Origin of the sequence: Streptomyces sp. NPDC059002, from assembly GCF_042740435.1 — a bacterium.
GTDB lineage: Bacteria > Actinomycetota > Actinomycetes > Streptomycetales > Streptomycetaceae > Streptomyces.
In genome coordinates this window covers 56,856-71,610 of sequence record NZ_JBHYJI010000049.1, presented here as the reverse complement: position 1 = coordinate 71,610, position 14,755 = coordinate 56,856, and the positions used below count along the sequence as shown (strand labels likewise).

Genomic DNA, 14,755 nt, shown 5'->3' with positions numbered 1-14,755 from the left:
TTCGTTTTCCTTTTTGTTTTTTTGTGTGTGGGGTGGTTTTTTTTTAAACCCCGCCCGGGGGGGGGGGGTCCCTGGCTCCGAGTGGGGGGGGGGCCCCCGCCCGGGGGCGCCCCCCCCCTCACACATGTCTGTCGGGTCCGTACACATGTCTGTCGGGTCCGTCAGGTCAGCGCATCGGCGCCGGACTCACTGACCACCCTGCTGTTCGTCTCGGCGGCGCTGCCAGCGCTGCTCGATCCGGTCCATCACGGAGCGGCGCTGCCGGGTCTGCCGACGGGTCTGTGCCCCGCCCTGCGCCGCGGCCGCGCCCGAGGGCTGTTCGCCCGGCTTCGGCGCCTTGCGCCAACCGGTGACGGCCAGCACCGCGCAGCCCAGCATGACGAGGAATCCCACCACGCTGATCCAGATCTGCTGGGCGACCATTCCGGCCATGAGAAGGGCGATGCCCACCAGGAAGCCCGCGACCGCTTGGTAGACCCGCTTCCGGGTGTACGTACGCAGCCCGCTTCCCTCAAGCGCTGTCGCGAACTTGGGATCTTCGGCGTACAGCGCTCGCTCCATTTGCTCGAGCATGCGCTGCTCGTGCTCCGAGAGCGGCACGGAGTCCTCCTCATCGTGCAGTCGCCGGGGCGACCGGGGGTCCCCTTCAGGATAGGCAGGGAATCGCCCCCGTGAAACCCGCCCCTCTGCGCCAACTTCGCCAAACCGGACCTTCACGCCGGTCCGGCTCGCTGAAACGTGCATTCCCCAACGGCCGAACCGTCATGCAGGACGGTGTCCCTCGATCATACGGCGCCGGTAGCCCGTTCGGGGGGCCTGTGGCGTACTCCATGTGCGGCTGCGCCGCTGATCAGCGGGGGCAGCCACAGGCGTACCTCACGCCCCGGCGGGCTCCCGCGCCTCACCGAGGACATGCAGCTGGGTGGCCACGGAGTGGAAGGCGGGCAGTTCCGCGGCGGCGGCCTCCAGCTTGAGGAGGGCCTCCAGGGCGCCCGGCTCGGTGTCCACGAGGACCCCGGGAACCAGGTCGGCGAAGACCCGCACGCCGTGCACCGCGTCCACCCGCACACCCGCCGCCTCGACCAGCTCGGTGAGCTGGTCGGCGGTGAAGCGCCGGGGCACGGGGTCGCCCTCGCCCCAGCGGCCCGCCGGGTCCGTGAGCGCGGTCTGCGCCTCCTTGAAGTGGCCCGCGAGGGCGCGCGCGAGCACGGCCCCGCCGAGGCCCGCGCCCAGCAGGCTGAGCACGCCGGAGGGGCGCAGCGCGTCGACGGCGATGCGCACGCCCTCGGCCGGGTCGTCCACGTACTCCAGGACGCCGTGGCACAGGACCGCGTCGAAGCCGCCCCGCTCGACGACGTCGAAGAGGCCGAGGACATCGCCCTGCACACCCCGTACGCGATCGGCGACGCCGGCCTCGGCGGCCCTGCGCTCCAGGGCGAAGAGGGCGTTCGGGCTGGGGTCGACGACGGTGACGCGGTGACCGAGGAGGGCGACCGGCACCGCGAAGTTGCCGCTGCCGCCTCCCGTGTCGAGCACATCGAGTTCGGTGCGTGACTCCCGGCCCGTGACCTTGACCCGACGGTCGAGGGCGTCCTTCAGGACGTCCCAGACCACGGCGGTACGGAGCGCGGCGCGGGGACGAGGGGGGTCAGAGCGCAGCGACGCCGTTTGAGGCTGGTGGGGGGAGACGGGCGGGCGCATCGGGTCCGACACGGCAGTTGACTCCTCGACGCGTGGGATTCGGTCGCCTCCCACCCTATTGCCTGGCGCGCGGTGCCCCGGCCACCCGTCCCATGGCACGGACGCGCCGGTCAGACCGCGTCCGGCGGCTCCTGCCTGGGCTGCGGCAGCACGGGCTGGAGGACCAGCATCCGCTCGACGAGGCGCAGGAACATCGCGACGTCACGGAGCAGGTCGTCGGCGGCGCGGACGGTGGCCGCGCCCTGGATGCCCGCCTCCGCGCGGGCCCTGCGGGCGGCCCCCGAGGCGAACAGGGCGCTCCACTCGGCCAGTTCGGGGGCTATCTCGGGGAGCACTTCCCAGGCGCTGCGGATGCGCTGCCTGCGGCGCGGGCTGGTCTCCGGCCTGCCGCGGGCGGCGAGCACGGCGGCCGCGGTGCGCAGGGCGGCGAGGTGGGCGGTGGCATAGCGCTCGTTCGGGGTGTCCAGGCGGGCGGCCTCGTCGAGTCCGGCGCGGGCCTGGGCGAGCAGTTCGAGGGCGGCGGGCGGGGCGGTCGCGCGGCGCAGGACGGGGTGGACATCGCTCGCCGGGCCGGTCAGTGAGGAGACAGGGCCTACGGCGCGGTGCCGGTGTGCGGCTGCTGCGGAACTCCTGGCCATGACGAACCTCCTGTCGTCGTGTGACGGCGCAGTGGCCGTATGTGCCCATCGTGGAGTACGCCACTGACAATCGGCCCTGACCTGGTCTTTTGCCTCGACCGGAGGTTCGGGCTAACTTTTGCACTGACCAGTCAGTTCAAAAGAGGGGTCTGGGGGGACTGTGGACGGTCCGACCGACGGTGTGCGCGGAGCCGCCGTCACTGCCGAAGGCTTCGGGCTCAAGGGCCCGCGCGGCTGGGCGTTCCGCGGCATCGACATCGACGCGGAGTCCGGCTCACTGATCGCGCTCGAAGGCCCGTCGGGGTCGGGGCGCACCTGTCTGCTGCTCGCCCTGACGGGCCGGATGCGCGCCACCGAGGGCCGGGCGTCCGTCGGCCGCCTCCGGCTGCCCAAACAGCTGGCCTCGGTGCGCCGGATCAGCGGGCTCGGCCCCGTACCCGGTGTCACCGACCTCGACCCGGCGCTGACCGTCGCCGAGCACCTGCACGAACGGGCGCTCCTTGAGCGGCGGTTCGGCGGTTCGCTGCGGGGGCTCCTGCGGCCGCGCGCCGAGCGCGTGAACGAGACGAAGCTGCGGATCGACACCGCGCTGACCGCCGCGGGGCTCGACATGGAGACCCTCCCCAAGGGGCGGCGGACCGCCGTGCGCGACCTGGAACGCCTGGAGGCACTGCGGCTCTCCCTAGCCCTCGCGCTGATCGGCAGGCCGCGCGTGCTCGGCGTCGACGACACCGACCTGAAGCTGTCGGACGCCGAACGGGCCGAGGCCTGGGGGCTGTTGAAGTCCCTCGCCGACAGCGGGACGACCGTCGTGGCGGTGTGCAGCGAGGCGCCCGAGGGCGCGGTCGTGGTCCGCACCGGCGCCAAGGACACCGCGGCAGACCACCAGGGCACCCCCGAAGGCACCGACGACGACAAGGAGACGGCGGATGCGCTCGCCGAAGCTGGCCGCGCTTGAGCTCAGGCGCTTCGGCAGGGGGAAGCTGCCGCGCGCCGCGCTCGTCGCGCTCCTGCTGCTGCCGCTGCTGTACGGCGCGCTGTACCTGTGGTCCTTCTGGGACCCGTACGGCCGCCTCGACCGCATCCCCGTGGCGCTCGTCAACGACGACAAGGGGGCCACCGCCGCGGGCAAGAAGCTCACGGCGGGCGACAACATCGTCGAAGGGCTGCGCGACAGCAAGACCTTCGACTGGCACGAGGTGAGCGACGACGAGGCGCGCAAGGGCGTCGAGGACGGGACGTACTACCTGTCGCTGACCATGCCGTCGGACTTCAGCAAGCGCATCGCGTCGAGTTCGGGGGACTCTCCGGAGACGGGTGCCCTTCGGGTCCGTACGAACGACGCCAACAACTACATCGTCGGGCAGATCTCGCGGACGGTCTTCTCCGAGGTGCGCTCCGCCGCGTCCACGAAGGCGTCCCGCGGCTTCCTCGACAAGATCTTCATCTCGTTCTCCGACATCCACGGCGCGACGCAGAAGGCCGCCGAGGGCGCCGACAAGCTCGACAGCGGCATCGGCAAGGCGAAGAAGGGCTCCAAGGACCTCGCGAACGGTCTGCAGGACGCCAAGGACGGCAGCGGCGATCTGGCCGACGGCGTCAAGAAGCTGCACAAGGGCGCGGGCGATCTGGAGGTCGGCGCGAAGCGGGTCTCGGACGGCACACAGCGGCTCGCCGACAAGGTCGACGGCACCGCGGACCAGGTGCGGCCCTTCCTGAAGGACAACGGCAAGACCATCGGGGACACGGCCCAGCTCGTCGCCGACTCCTCCAAGGCGATGCGCCACAACCTGGACAAGTGGGTCGAGCTCGCGCCCGGCGCCGCCAAGACCGCGAAGGACAGCTCCGCGGTCATCGACGCGTTCTACACGGAGCAGTGCGAGACGGCGCCCGTGCCCAGTCCACGGTGCCCGACGTTCAAGAACGTCAAGGAAGCCGCGGAGAACGTGTCGACCATCGCGGACGACCTGAACGACGTCATCAAGGACCAGCACAGCGACGTCAAGCAGCTCGACAAGCACCTCGCCACGCTGCAGAAGAAGTCGCAGCAGCTCGCCGACCGCGCGCCGCACCTCGACGAGGACCTGGACAAGGCCGTCACCCAGATCCACGACCTCAACAAGGGCGCGGGCAAGGTCGCCAAGGGCGCCACGAAGCTGCACTCCGGCCTCGGCACCGCCAAGACCGGCGCCACCGACCTGGACACGGGCGTCGGCAAGCTGGAGACGGGCGCGAGCGACCTCAAGGGCGGCATGTTCAAGCTGGCCGACGGCTCCGCCGAGCTGTCCGGCGGGCTGCACGACGGCGTCAAGAAGATCCCCGACTACGACAAGAAGGACCGCGACGAGCGGACCGACGTCATGGCCGACCCCGTGCAGCTGGCCTCCCAGTCGATGCACAAGGCGCCCAACTACGGCACGGGCTTCGCGCCGTACTTCATCCCGCTGTCCCTGTGGGTCGGCGCGATGGTGGCGTACATGCTGATCCAGCCGCTGAACCGGCGCGCGCTCGCCGCGGGCGCTTCCGCGTGGCGCATCGCGCTTGCGGGCTGGCTCCCGGTGGCGGCGCTCGGCGTGCTCCAGACGGCGGCCCTGCTCTCCGTCCTGCACTGGGGACTTGGCCTGCAGATGGCGCGGGCGGCCGGGACGGTCGGCTTCCTCTGCCTGGTGACGGCGTGCTTCGCGGCGATCGTGCAGTGGCTGAACGCCCGCTTCGGAGCGGCAGGCCGGATCCTCGTCCTCGCCGTGCTGATGCTGCAGCTGACCTCGGCGGGCGGCACGTACCCCGTCCAGACGAGCCCCGGCTTCTTCAGCGCGATCCACCCCTACTTGCCGATGAGTTACGTCGTCGAGGCTCTCCGGAGACTCATCACGGGCGGCGGCCTCGGTCCCGTCTGGCAGGGCTGTGCGGTCCTTGCGGCCTTCACCCTCGGCGCCCTCGCGCTCACCGCGGTCTCCGCGCGGCGCAAGCAGGTGTGGACCCTGGACCGGCTGCACCCGGAGCTGAGCCTGTGAGCACGGCGGGTCCGGGCAGCCCGGCGAGACCTGTGAGAATCAAGGCCATGGACAGCAGTGCAGGCAGCACCCGGCGCGAGGCCACCCGGCAGAAGCTCTACGAGGCCGCCGTCACCCTCATCGCGGAACAGGGCTTCTCCGCCACGACGGTCGACGAGATCGCCGAACGGGCCGGGGTCGCGAAGGGCACCGTCTACTACAACTTCGCGAGCAAATCGGTCCTCTTCGAAGAGCTGCTGCGGCACGGGGTCGGCCTCCTGACCGCCTCCCTGAAGGAGGCTGCGGAGGAGGCGGGCAGGAGCGGCGGCAGCAAGGTCGACGCCCTGGACGCGATGATCAGGGCCGGTCTCGTCTTCATCAACCGCTACCCGGCCTTCACCCAGCTGTACGTGGCCGAGCTCTGGCGGACCAACCGGGCCTGGCAGTCCACGCTCCTCGTGGTCAGGCAGCAGGCCGTCGCGGTCGTCGAGGACGTCCTGCGGGCGGGAGTCGACAACGGCGAGCTCAGCGAGGAGATCGACATCCCGCTGACGGCCGCCGCGCTCGTCGGCATGGTCCTGGTGGCCGCCCTGGACTGGCAGGCCTTCCAGCCGGAGCGCTCGCTGGACGACGTGCACGCGGCACTGTCGCGCCTGCTGCAGGGCCGGGTCAGCGGCACGCGCGCGTAGCCCGGCCCACGTCACCACGTCACACAACGGCACCGGCCCGGCGCCTCCTGGCTCTCCAGGCGGCGCCGGGCCGGTGCTTTCTTCGTGTTCCCCCGTAACCCCCGTACGACCCCCGTGTGGTCGTCCCCCCGAGTCACCCCCGTGTCTCACTCCCACCTTTCGGCGGGAGGAGCGGCCAAGGGCGCCGCACCGTTCCGCCGCCCCGTGTCGGCGGTGCCGGCGCTGCGCCCTTCTCCGTGCCCCTCACTCTTCCGTCTGCGCAGGTGGGGGCCCATCCGCGCAGGTACTCATCTCACTCACTAGGTACGGATACTCAGGCCTGCGCACTCATCCCCAAGCCAAGGGATGCCCGACTGGCTACGATCGCGTCCGTGTCCGTACTCCCCTTGGTGTTCACCAGCGGCTGGGCGAGCGGGATCAACGCGTATGCCGTGGTCCTGCTGCTCGGCGTCTTCGGCGCGACCGGGCTCACCGACGAGGTGCCGGAGTCGCTCCAGAGACCCGACGTGCTGATCGCCGCCGGTGTGCTCTTCGCCTGCGAGGCCGTCGCCGACAAGATCCCGTACGTCGACTCGGTGTGGGACACGGTGCACACCGTGATCCGGCCGGTCTCCGGTGCCGTGGTCGGGGCGCTGCTCGCGGGGCAGAGCGGGTCCCTGTCCGACCTGGCCGCGGGCGCGGTGGGCGGGTCGACGGCGCTGGCCAGCCATGCGGTGAAGGCCGGAACGCGGATGGCGGTCAACACCTCGCCCGAGCCGTTCAGCAACATCGTGCTGAGCCTGGCCGAGGACCTCGGGGTCGGCGGGATCATCACCTTCGCAATGTTCTATCCGGAGGCGGCGGCGATCATCGCGGCCGTGCTCCTGCTGCTCGGCCTGCTGATACTGCTCTTCCTCGTCTCGCGGATCCGGCGGTTCCTGCGGCGCAGGGCGCAGCGGCGCGAGGAGAAGCGGCTCGCGGGCCAGGTGGGACCACCGCCGCCCTGAGCCGGGCGCCCGGGACCGGGGCTCCGGCGTGACTGTCAGTGGCGGCCGATAAAGTCCCTGGCATGGCACGGATTGTGGTGATCGGCGCCGGGATGGGCGCGATGACGGCCGCCGCCCGGCTGGCCGTCGCGGGCCACCGGGTGGTGGTGTACGAACGCGGGGAGACGTACGGCGGCGCGCTCGGCCGCGTCGAGCGGGACGGCTTCTCCTTCGACACCGGACCGGGACTGCTCCAGCTCCCCGCGGTCTACCGCGACTTGTTCGTCAAGACGGGCAAGGAGCCCCTGGAGAAGTGCGTCGAGCTCTCCCAGGTGGAGCCCGCCGTGCGCCATGTCTTCGCGGACGGCACCACCGCGGACCTGCCGAACGCCTCGCGGGCGGGCGTCGGCGAGGCCCTGGACGCGGCCCTCGGGGACGGCGCGGGTGCCCGCTGGGCGGCCTTCATGAACCGCGCGCGGGAAGCCTGGGACCGCACCCGCCGCCCTCTCCTGGAAGAGCCGCTGTGGGCGGACTGGAAGGTGTTCGCCGAGCGTGAGCCGTACCCCTCGGTGGCCCAGAAGCGGCTGCTGCGCCGCGAGCGGCGTGCGGTCACGCTGAGCGAGATCGCCGAGTTCGAGCTGGGCGGCGATCCCCGGCTGCGGGCGCTCCTGGAGCACTTCGCGCTCGTGGACGGCCTCGATCCCCGGACGGCCCCGGCGAGCGCGGCGGTCCTGCCGTACATGGCGCAGACCTTCGGCACCTGGTCGGTCGGGGGCGGCATGCGCGCCCTGGCCAGGGCCGTGTACGAGCGGTGTCTGGCCCGCCGGGTCGAGTTCGTGTTCGGCGCGGCGGTGACCCGGATCGTGGCGAAGGACGGCCGCGCGGCGGGCGTGGAGCTCGCGGACGGCAGCACGGCCGAGGCGGACTTCGTCGTCGCCGGGGTCGCCCCCGCCGCCCTGGACGGCATGCTGCCCGGTGTGGAGATCCAGGCCGCGGATGACGCCCCCGCGCAGTCCGGCCTGCCCAGCCGCCTCACGGTCCTGCTCGCCCTGTCCGGCGGCCGCCCCGAGGGCACGCCGCATCGGACGGTGGTGCATGCCGCGGACCGCGCGGACGAGTTGGACCGCCTGTTCGGCGGCGGCGCCGCCATGGCGGCGCGCCCCACGGTCACCGTGACGCGGCCCGGCGACCCCGGGTCGGTGCCGGACGACGCGCATGAGGCGGTCACGCTGACCGCCACGGTGCCCGCGTTCCGTGCCGCCCAGGACCAGGCGTCGCGCGACGCCTTCGCCGCGCGGGCCGAGCACCTCATCGACCAAGCCGAGCGGGCCGTTCCCGGCCTGCGCGAGCGGCTTCTGTGGCACGAGGTCCGCACCCCCGCGGACATCGCGGAGGCCACCGGCGCCGGCGGCGGCTCGGTCCCCGCCCCCACGCTCGCCGCGGCCGACGGCAGACTGCTGCACCCGTCCAACAGCACGCGCCTGCAAGGGCTTTACGCGGTCGGCGGCTGGTCCCACCCCGGCGGCGGCCTGCCGCACGCGGGCATGTCGGGCACGCTGGTCGCCGGGCTGATCGTCGAGGGGCCGGAGTTCCGCGGCTCCCAGTGAGCCGCGGAATCGGTACGGCGCGGATTCAGTACCGGTACTGCTGCTCGTTGTAGCCCGAGCTGTCGTAGCCCCCGGCGGTCCCGCCCTGGTACGGATAGGGCTGCTCCGGCGGGAGTTCACCGCCGTACGGGTCGTCGGTGGAGCGCTGCTGCGGCACCCAGACCCCGCCGGGCGGCGTCTCCTGGTAGGTGCCGCCGAGTGCGTCGAGCCCGTCGTAGGTGTCGCCGCCGTACGGCGCGTACTGCTGCTGGTCGCCGTAGGTGTCGTAGCTCTGCCGCGCGCCGTACGTCTGCGTGCCGATGTACGGGTCGGAGTACGCGGCGTACTGCTGCTGGCCCGCGGTCTCGTCGTACCCGTAGGCAGGCTGGTCGTACCCGGTGAAGGCGGCGGCGTCGTATCCGTAGCCGTCGCTCTGATAGTCGTCGGCGGCCGGCTGCTGCTGGGCGTACGCCGAGTCGCTGTACACGCCGTACTGACCGGTGTCGTCGGGCATCGGCTCCGGCTCGTAGACGCCGGGACCGCCGGGGGCTCCGGGGTCGTGCGCGGGCGGCGGCGGGACCTCGTACTCCACGTCGGAGACCTGGAGCGTCGGGTCCTGGGCGGCCGCACCCTGCGCGGCGCCCCGCGAGGACGCCCTGCGGCGCTTGCTCAGGCCCGGCTGCCCGCCGAGGGCCCATCCCGTGGAGAAGCCCTTGCGGAACGACAGCGTCACATACGTCTGGCCCGTGGCGAAGGCGATGGCGCCCAGCCCGATGACCCACACCGACGGCATCAGCACACCGAGGACGACACCGAGGAAGCCCACGAAGGCCAGCAGCCGCCAGCGCAGCCTTGCCTTGTACTGCAGCAGCACCTCGCCCAGCAGCCACAGCGCGACGATGCCGAACGCGATGTAGAGGACCGTCCAGCCCATGTACGCCCCTCTCCCCTGCGGCCGTCCCCATGGGTACGGGGGTACGACCGTTCAGGCCTGGTGGTGCAGGCCCAGATTTTCGTAGATTTCCAGCGTCGCCGTGGAGTTGTTGAGCGTGATGAAGTGCAGTCCCGGCACGCCTTCGGCCAGCAACCGCGCGCAGAACTCCGTTGCGAACTCGATGCCAATGGAGCGTACAGCGGCCGGATCGTCTTTGACCGAGAGGATGCGCTCTTTCAGTTCGGCCGGGAATACGGCGTTGCTGAGCTGGGGCAGCCGGTCGAGCTGGCGGACGTTGGTGACCGGCATCATCTCGGGGATGATCGGCGTCCGGCAGCCCGCGGCCTCGACGCGGTCGCGCAGCCGCAGGTACTCCTCGGGGTCGAAGAACATCTGCGTGATCGCGTAGTCCGCGCCGGCCCGGCACTTGTCGATGAAGTGCCGGGTGTCGGACTCCCAGTCGGGCGAGCGCGGATGCATCGCGGGGAAGGCCGCGACGCCCACGCAGAAGTCCCCGGACTCCTTGATGAGCTCGACCAGTTCGGCGGCGTAGGTGAGGCCTTCGGGGTGGGCGATCCAGTCGCCGAGCGGGTCGCCGGGCGGGTCGCCGCGGACCGCGAGCATGTTCCTGATGCCCGCGTCCGCGTACTGCCCGATGATGTTGCGCAGTTCGGCCACGGAGTGGTCGACCGCGGTCAGGTGGGCGACCGGTGTCAGTGTCGTGTCGGCGACGATCTGCTGGGTCTCCTTGACCGTGCCGGTGCGGGTCGAGCCACCGGCCCCGTACGTCACGGAGACGAAGTCGGGCGCGACCGCCTCGACCCGGCGCAGCGCGTTCCACAGATTCCGCTCGCCCTTCGGCGTCTTCGGCGCGGAGAACTCGAAGGAGTACGTCGTCTTGCCGATCGCGAGCATGTCACGCACGGTGCGTGCGCGGTCAGTCCTGGTGGAAGCTGTGCCTAGGGCCATACCGGCAGGTTAGCCAGGCTGCGGCGGTCCCCCAACCACGCCTCAGTGATTTGTCCGCTTTGTCAGACTGTTGTCCACGGATCGGACACTCCCGGGCTGTTGCTCACACAAGCGTACGTATGCGCTTCGCGAGATCCGCGGCCGCCGCACCCGGGTCGTCCGCCTCCGTGATCGCGCGGACCACGACGACACGGGACGCACCCGCTTCGAGCACCTCGTCCAGATTGCCCGCGTCGATGCCGCCGATCGCGAACCACGGGCGGTCCGTGCCCAGCGATGCCGTGTACCTGACCAGGTCGAGGCCCGGGGCGTGGCGGCCCGGCTTGGTGGGCGTGGGCCAGCACGGGCCGGTGCAGAAGTAGTCCACGCCGTCCTGCACGGCGGCCGCCGCGGCCTCGGACTCGGCGTGCGTGGAGCGGCCGACCAGCACGTCGTCGCTGGCGCCGCCGAGGATGGCGCGGGCCGCGGGGACGGGCAGGTCCCCCTGGCCCAGGTGCAGCACGTCCGCGCCGATGGCGTGCGCGACGTCCGCGCGGTCGTTCACGGCGAGGAGCTTGCCGTGCCTGCGGCAGGCGTCGCGGAAGACCTCGAGGTGTTCCAGCTCCTCGCCTGCCTCCATGCCCTTGTCGCGCAGCTGCACGATGTCGACGCCGTTCGCGAGGACCGCGTCGAGGAACTCCGGGAGGTCTCCTTGGCGCTTGCGGGCGTCCACGCACAGGTAGAGCCGGGCGTCGGCGAGCCGTACGGCCGCGGGCTTGGTGGCCATGGAGAGGTCCCCCCGTTGTCGGTGTCGGTGCGCACGGGGCCGCCGGTGATGCGGTGTGCGCACCACCCGCGGCCCCGTGCGTCGGACGGTTCGTTCAGGTCAGACGGCGAGCGCCTGGGCGCGGCGCTTCACCTCCGTGCCGCGATTCTCGCTCAGAGCCTGCGCGGGGGTGCCGGGCAGGGTCGGGTCGGGGGTGAAGAGCCACTCGAGCATCTCTTCGTCGGAGAAACCGTCGTCCTTCAGGAGCGTCAGGGTGCCGACGAGGCCCTTGACGACCTTGTCGCCGTCGATGAAGGCGGCCGGCACCTGAAGCGCGCGGTTCTCACCACGGCGTACGGCGATCAGCTGGCCCTCCTTGACCAGCTGGCGCACACGCGTCACCTCGACATCGAGCATTTCGGCGATGTCGGGCAGGTGGAGCCAGGCGGGGACGAGAGCATCGGTCTTTGCGTCAATCTCGGTCACGGGTCAAGCGTATCGCTGGCCGGGGGCCTGGAGCTGGGGGAGGCTTCTCGGGGCCGAGGGCCGAGGGCGGGGGCCCTTGTGTGTCGGGTGCGGGTTCGTTCTGGTTGCTCGCGCAGTTCCCCGCGCCCCTTAACGGGGCCCCGCCGCCGTCAGAGGTGCAGTTCCGCCTTCTTCAGAGGGACCGACGGGTCCGATGCGAGAGTGGGGTCCAGGTGTGCGCCCGCCTCGATGAGTTTGCGGCCCTGGGCCAGGTCGCGGGGGCGGCCCACGGCCAGGACGGCGACCAGGGCGCCCTCGCGGAGCCAGCAGACCGACCAGGCCGCGGTGGTCGGGTCGCCGCGCCAGATCAGCTTGTCGGCGGCCGCGTGATGGCCCGCGTACTGCACGAAGCGGCCGAACTGCTCCGACCAGAAGTACGGCACGGGGTCGTACGACGCGGGGGCCTCACCGATGATGTTCGCCGCCACCGTGCGCGGGCCCTGCAGGGCGTTGTCCCAGTGGTGGACGAGCAGGCGCTCGCCGTACCTGCCGGAGGGGAAGGAGGAGCAGTCGCCGACCGCGTACACGTCGGGCGCGGAGGTGCGCAGTCCCGCGTCGGCCACGACCTCCCTGCGGGTGCCGAGCTCGATGCCGGAGCCGGTGAGCCAGGCCGTGGCGGGGCGGGCGCCGATGCCGACGACGACGGCGCCCGCGGGCAGTCGCGTGCCGTCGGCGAGGACCACGGTGCCGGGCTCGACGCTCTCCACGCGCGCGTGGGTGCGCAGCACGGCTCCGGAGTCCGCGTACCAGTCCTCCATGGGCGCCGCCACCTCGGCGGGCAGCGCTCCCGCGAGCGGGCGTTCCGCGGCCTCGACCACGGTGACCGCGCAGCCCGCCTCGCGCGCGGCGGTGGCGAACTCGGCGCCGATCCAGCCCGCGCCGACGACCACGACGTCGTGCTGCTCGGCGAGCACGGGCCGCAGCCGCTCGGCGTCGTCGAGGGTGCGCAGGAGGTGGACGCCGGGGACGCCTTCGGTGCCCGGCAGCCGGATCGGTTCGGCGCCGGTCGCGAGGACCAGGACGTCGTACGTGATGGGGCCCTGCGCGGTGTCCAGTTCATGGTCGGCGGGGCGCACCCCGGTGACCTCGCGGCCGAGGTCGAGGGTGATGCCCAGCGCCTCGAAGTCGATGTCGAAAGCGGAGCCCTCCGCCTTGCCGAGCAGCACCGCCTTGGACAGCGGCGGCCTGTCGTACGGCTGGTGGGGTTCCGCGCCGACCAGGGTGACCCCGCCGGTGAACCCCTGCTCGCGCAGGGCGACCGCGGTCTGCACCCCGGCCATCCCCGCGCCGACGATGACGACGTGCCGCTCTGCGTGCCTCTGCTGGTCGCTCACCCGATCACCTTAGGACGACGGCCCCGCCCGCATTCAGAGGCGCAGGAGGAGATCTTTGACACACCGTCACTGCGCATACCCGGACAGCTCCCCTACTGCGGCAGGAAGCGACGGGCTAGGGTGGCCGGTGCAGAGCACTCGCGGGAGCCCGGACGCACCGGGCTGAGAGGGAGGCTGGGACGGCCTCCGACCGTACGAACCTGATCCGGGTCATGCCGGCGAAGGGAGGGGCTGGACGCCCATGCATCCACGTACGACGACACCATCCGCCACCACAGCAGACGTCCTGGTCGTCGGGGGCGGCATCATCGGCCTGGTCACGGCCTGGCGGGCCGCGCAGCGCGGTCTGTCCACCACGGTGGTGGACCCCGAGCCCGGCGGCGGCGCCGCGCAGGTCGCCGCGGGCATGCTGGCCGCCGTCACCGAACTCCACTACGGCGAGCAGACGTTGCTCGGCCTCAACCTCGAATCCGCGCGGCGCTATCCGGACTTCGCCGCCGAGCTGACCGAGGCGAGCGGGCGCGACCTCGGCTACCGCGCGTGCGGCACGCTCGCCGTCGCGCTCGACTCGGACGACCGTGCCCACCTGCGTGAACTGCACGCGCTGCAGCGGCGTTCGGGGCTCGCATCGGAGTGGCTGAGCGGCCGCGACTGCCGGCGCCTGGAGCCGATGCTGGCGCCCGGCGTGCGCGGCGGGCTGCGGGTCGACGGCGACCACCAGGTCGATCCGCGCCGGCTCGCAGCGGCGCTCGTGGTGGCCTGCGAGCGGGCCGGTGTGGTCTTCCACCGCGGTTGGGCCGAGCGCCTCTCGGTCGTACGCGACCGGGCCCGCGGCATCGTCACCGCGGACGGCACCGAGCTGACCGCGGACCAGACCGTGCTCGCCGCGGGCAGCCTCAGCGGGCGCCTCGCGGACGTCCCCGACGACGTCCTGCCGCCCGTGCGCCCCGTGAAGGGGCAGGTGCTCCGGCTGACGGTGCCGAAGGCGTACGCGCCGTTCCTGAGCCGCACCGTGCGCGCCGTCGTGCGCGGCGGCCATGTCTACCTCGTGCCGCGCGAGAACGGCGAGCTCGTCGTCGGCGCGACCAGCGAGGAGCTCGGCTGGGACACCACGGTCACCGCGGGCGGCGTCTACGAACTGCTCAGGGACGCGCATGAACTCGTCCCCGGCATCACGGAACTGCCGCTCACCGAGACCCGCGCGGGACTGCGCCCCGGCTCCCCCGACAACGCGCCGATGCTCGGCCCGACGCGTCTCGCGGGGCTTCAGCTGGCCACCGGCCACTTCCGCAACGGCGTCCTGCTGACGCCGGTCACGGGTGACGTGATGGCACACGCCCTCACCACCGGCGAACTGCCGGACGAGGCGCGCCCGTTCACCCCACGGCGCTTCGCCGACTCTCCCTGCGCCCCCTCCCCCGCCACTTCTGCCGCCCTTACGGAGCAGCCCGTATGACCACCACACCTGTGTCCGTCGCCGTCTCCCTCAACGGAGAGGTACGGGACGTCGCCCCCGGCACCACGCTCGGAGCGCTCGTCGCCACCCTGACCTCGGCCCACTCCGGAGTGGCCGCCGCCCTCAACGAAACCGTCGTCCCGCGCGCGCGGTGGTCCACCACGGCGCTCAGCGCGGGCGACCGCGTCGAAGTACTCACCGCAGTGCAGGGAGGCTGAAC

15 protein-coding genes and 1 riboswitch are annotated in these 14,755 nt (G+C 72.1%); of the genes, 7 read left to right on the top strand and 8 right to left on the bottom strand.

Going from position 1 to position 14,755, the window contains the following annotated elements; genetic code table 11:
- Positions 1-186 precede the first annotated feature (186 nt).
- The 3 genes from ACFWZ2_RS32760 to ACFWZ2_RS32750 form a co-directional block, all read right to left on the bottom strand.
- Entirely contained in the window at positions 187-600 is a 414-nt protein-coding gene (locus tag ACFWZ2_RS32760; RefSeq protein WP_384551866.1) for a DUF3040 domain-containing protein, read from the bottom strand.
- Positions 601-876: 276 nt separating this feature from the next.
- Positions 877-1,713, bottom strand: a complete 837-nt coding sequence (locus tag ACFWZ2_RS32755) for a class I SAM-dependent methyltransferase (protein WP_384551864.1) — start codon at positions 1,711-1,713, stop codon at positions 877-879.
- Positions 1,714-1,811: 98 nt separating this feature from the next.
- Positions 1,812-2,339: an SAV_6107 family HEPN domain-containing protein gene (locus ACFWZ2_RS32750; RefSeq protein WP_384551862.1), complete on the bottom strand. Its 528-nt coding sequence runs from the start codon at positions 2,337-2,339 to the stop codon at positions 1,812-1,814.
- A gap of 160 nt (positions 2,340-2,499) precedes the next feature.
- Between ACFWZ2_RS32750 and ACFWZ2_RS32745 the strand changes: the two genes are divergently transcribed.
- From ACFWZ2_RS32745 to ACFWZ2_RS32725, 5 genes are all read left to right on the top strand, one after another.
- A complete protein-coding gene (locus tag ACFWZ2_RS32745; RefSeq protein ID WP_384551860.1) occupies positions 2,500-3,297 on the top strand; it encodes an ATP-binding cassette domain-containing protein in 798 nt (265 codons plus the stop codon).
- Complete coding sequence (locus ACFWZ2_RS32740) at positions 3,269-5,353, top strand: YhgE/Pip family protein (protein WP_384551858.1); 2,085 nt, start codon at positions 3,269-3,271, stop codon at positions 5,351-5,353. The genes ACFWZ2_RS32745 and ACFWZ2_RS32740 overlap by 29 nt, the downstream gene beginning before the upstream one ends.
- 47 nt (positions 5,354-5,400) lie before the next feature.
- Positions 5,401-6,021, top strand: a complete 621-nt coding sequence (locus ACFWZ2_RS32735; protein WP_384551856.1) for a TetR/AcrR family transcriptional regulator — start codon at positions 5,401-5,403, stop codon at positions 6,019-6,021.
- Positions 6,022-6,392: 371 nt separating this feature from the next.
- Positions 6,393-7,007, top strand: a complete 615-nt coding sequence (locus tag ACFWZ2_RS32730) for a DUF4126 domain-containing protein (RefSeq protein ID WP_384551854.1) — start codon at positions 6,393-6,395, stop codon at positions 7,005-7,007.
- Between the two features lie 62 nt (positions 7,008-7,069).
- On the top strand, positions 7,070-8,593 hold the full coding sequence (locus ACFWZ2_RS32725; RefSeq protein ID WP_384551853.1) for a phytoene desaturase family protein: 1,524 nt from the start codon (positions 7,070-7,072) through the stop codon (positions 8,591-8,593).
- Positions 8,594-8,618: 25 nt separating this feature from the next.
- On the opposite strand, the gene ACFWZ2_RS32720 is transcribed toward ACFWZ2_RS32725, so the two are convergent.
- The 5 genes from ACFWZ2_RS32720 to ACFWZ2_RS32700 form a co-directional block, all read right to left on the bottom strand.
- Positions 8,619-9,506 carry a hypothetical protein gene (locus ACFWZ2_RS32720; RefSeq protein WP_384551851.1) on the bottom strand — a complete coding sequence of 296 codons (888 nt, stop codon included), beginning with the start codon at positions 9,504-9,506 and terminating at the stop codon, positions 8,619-8,621.
- A gap of 51 nt (positions 9,507-9,557) precedes the next feature.
- Positions 9,558-10,475, bottom strand: coding sequence for a methylenetetrahydrofolate reductase [NAD(P)H] (metF, locus tag ACFWZ2_RS32715; protein ID WP_384551849.1), 918 nt, complete (start codon positions 10,473-10,475; stop codon positions 9,558-9,560).
- A 103-nt stretch (positions 10,476-10,578) separates the two neighbouring features.
- Entirely contained in the window at positions 10,579-11,241 is a 663-nt protein-coding gene (gene thiE / locus ACFWZ2_RS32710; protein ID WP_384551847.1) for a thiamine phosphate synthase, read from the bottom strand.
- Positions 11,242-11,340: 99 nt separating this feature from the next.
- Entirely contained in the window at positions 11,341-11,706 is a 366-nt protein-coding gene (locus ACFWZ2_RS32705) for an Rv2175c family DNA-binding protein (protein WP_384551845.1), read from the bottom strand.
- Between the two features lie 149 nt (positions 11,707-11,855).
- Complete coding sequence (locus ACFWZ2_RS32700) at positions 11,856-13,025, bottom strand: NAD(P)/FAD-dependent oxidoreductase (RefSeq protein ID WP_384551872.1); 1,170 nt, start codon at positions 13,023-13,025, stop codon at positions 11,856-11,858.
- Positions 13,026-13,209: 184 nt separating this feature from the next.
- A riboswitch (TPP riboswitch) is annotated at positions 13,210-13,323 on the top strand.
- Here ACFWZ2_RS32700 and thiO point away from each other — a divergent pair.
- Positions 13,321-14,535, top strand: a complete 1,215-nt coding sequence (thiO, locus tag ACFWZ2_RS32695; protein ID WP_384551843.1) for a glycine oxidase ThiO — start codon at positions 13,321-13,323, stop codon at positions 14,533-14,535. Its footprint overlaps the riboswitch before it by 3 nt.
- Entirely contained in the window at positions 14,532-14,753 is a 222-nt protein-coding gene (thiS, locus tag ACFWZ2_RS32690) for a sulfur carrier protein ThiS (RefSeq protein WP_384551842.1), read from the top strand. The genes thiO and thiS overlap by 4 nt, the downstream gene beginning before the upstream one ends.
- The last annotated feature ends 2 nt before the right edge of the window (positions 14,754-14,755 follow it).

Coding starts and splice junctions, on each gene's coding strand:
- ACFWZ2_RS32720 (WP_384551851.1), bottom strand. CDS start 9,506: ATGGGCTGGACGGTCCTCTACATCGCGTTCGGCATCGTCGCGCTGTGG.
- thiE (WP_384551847.1), bottom strand. CDS start 11,241: ATGGCCACCAAGCCCGCGGCCGTACGGCTCGCCGACGCCCGGCTCTAC.
- ACFWZ2_RS32750 (WP_384551862.1), bottom strand. CDS start 2,339: ATGGCCAGGAGTTCCGCAGCAGCCGCACACCGGCACCGCGCCGTAGGC.
- ACFWZ2_RS32725 (WP_384551853.1), top strand. CDS start 7,070: ATGGCACGGATTGTGGTGATCGGCGCCGGGATGGGCGCGATGACGGCC.
- ACFWZ2_RS32740 (WP_384551858.1), top strand. CDS start 3,269: ATGCGCTCGCCGAAGCTGGCCGCGCTTGAGCTCAGGCGCTTCGGCAGG.
- ACFWZ2_RS32700 (WP_384551872.1), bottom strand. CDS start 13,025: ATGGCCGGGGTGCAGACCGCGGTCGCCCTGCGCGAGCAGGGGTTCACC.
- thiO (WP_384551843.1), top strand. CDS start 13,321: ATGCATCCACGTACGACGACACCATCCGCCACCACAGCAGACGTCCTG.
- ACFWZ2_RS32735 (WP_384551856.1), top strand. CDS start 5,401: ATGGACAGCAGTGCAGGCAGCACCCGGCGCGAGGCCACCCGGCAGAAG.
- thiS (WP_384551842.1), top strand. CDS start 14,532: ATGACCACCACACCTGTGTCCGTCGCCGTCTCCCTCAACGGAGAGGTA.
- metF (WP_384551849.1), bottom strand. CDS start 10,475: ATGGCCCTAGGCACAGCTTCCACCAGGACTGACCGCGCACGCACCGTG.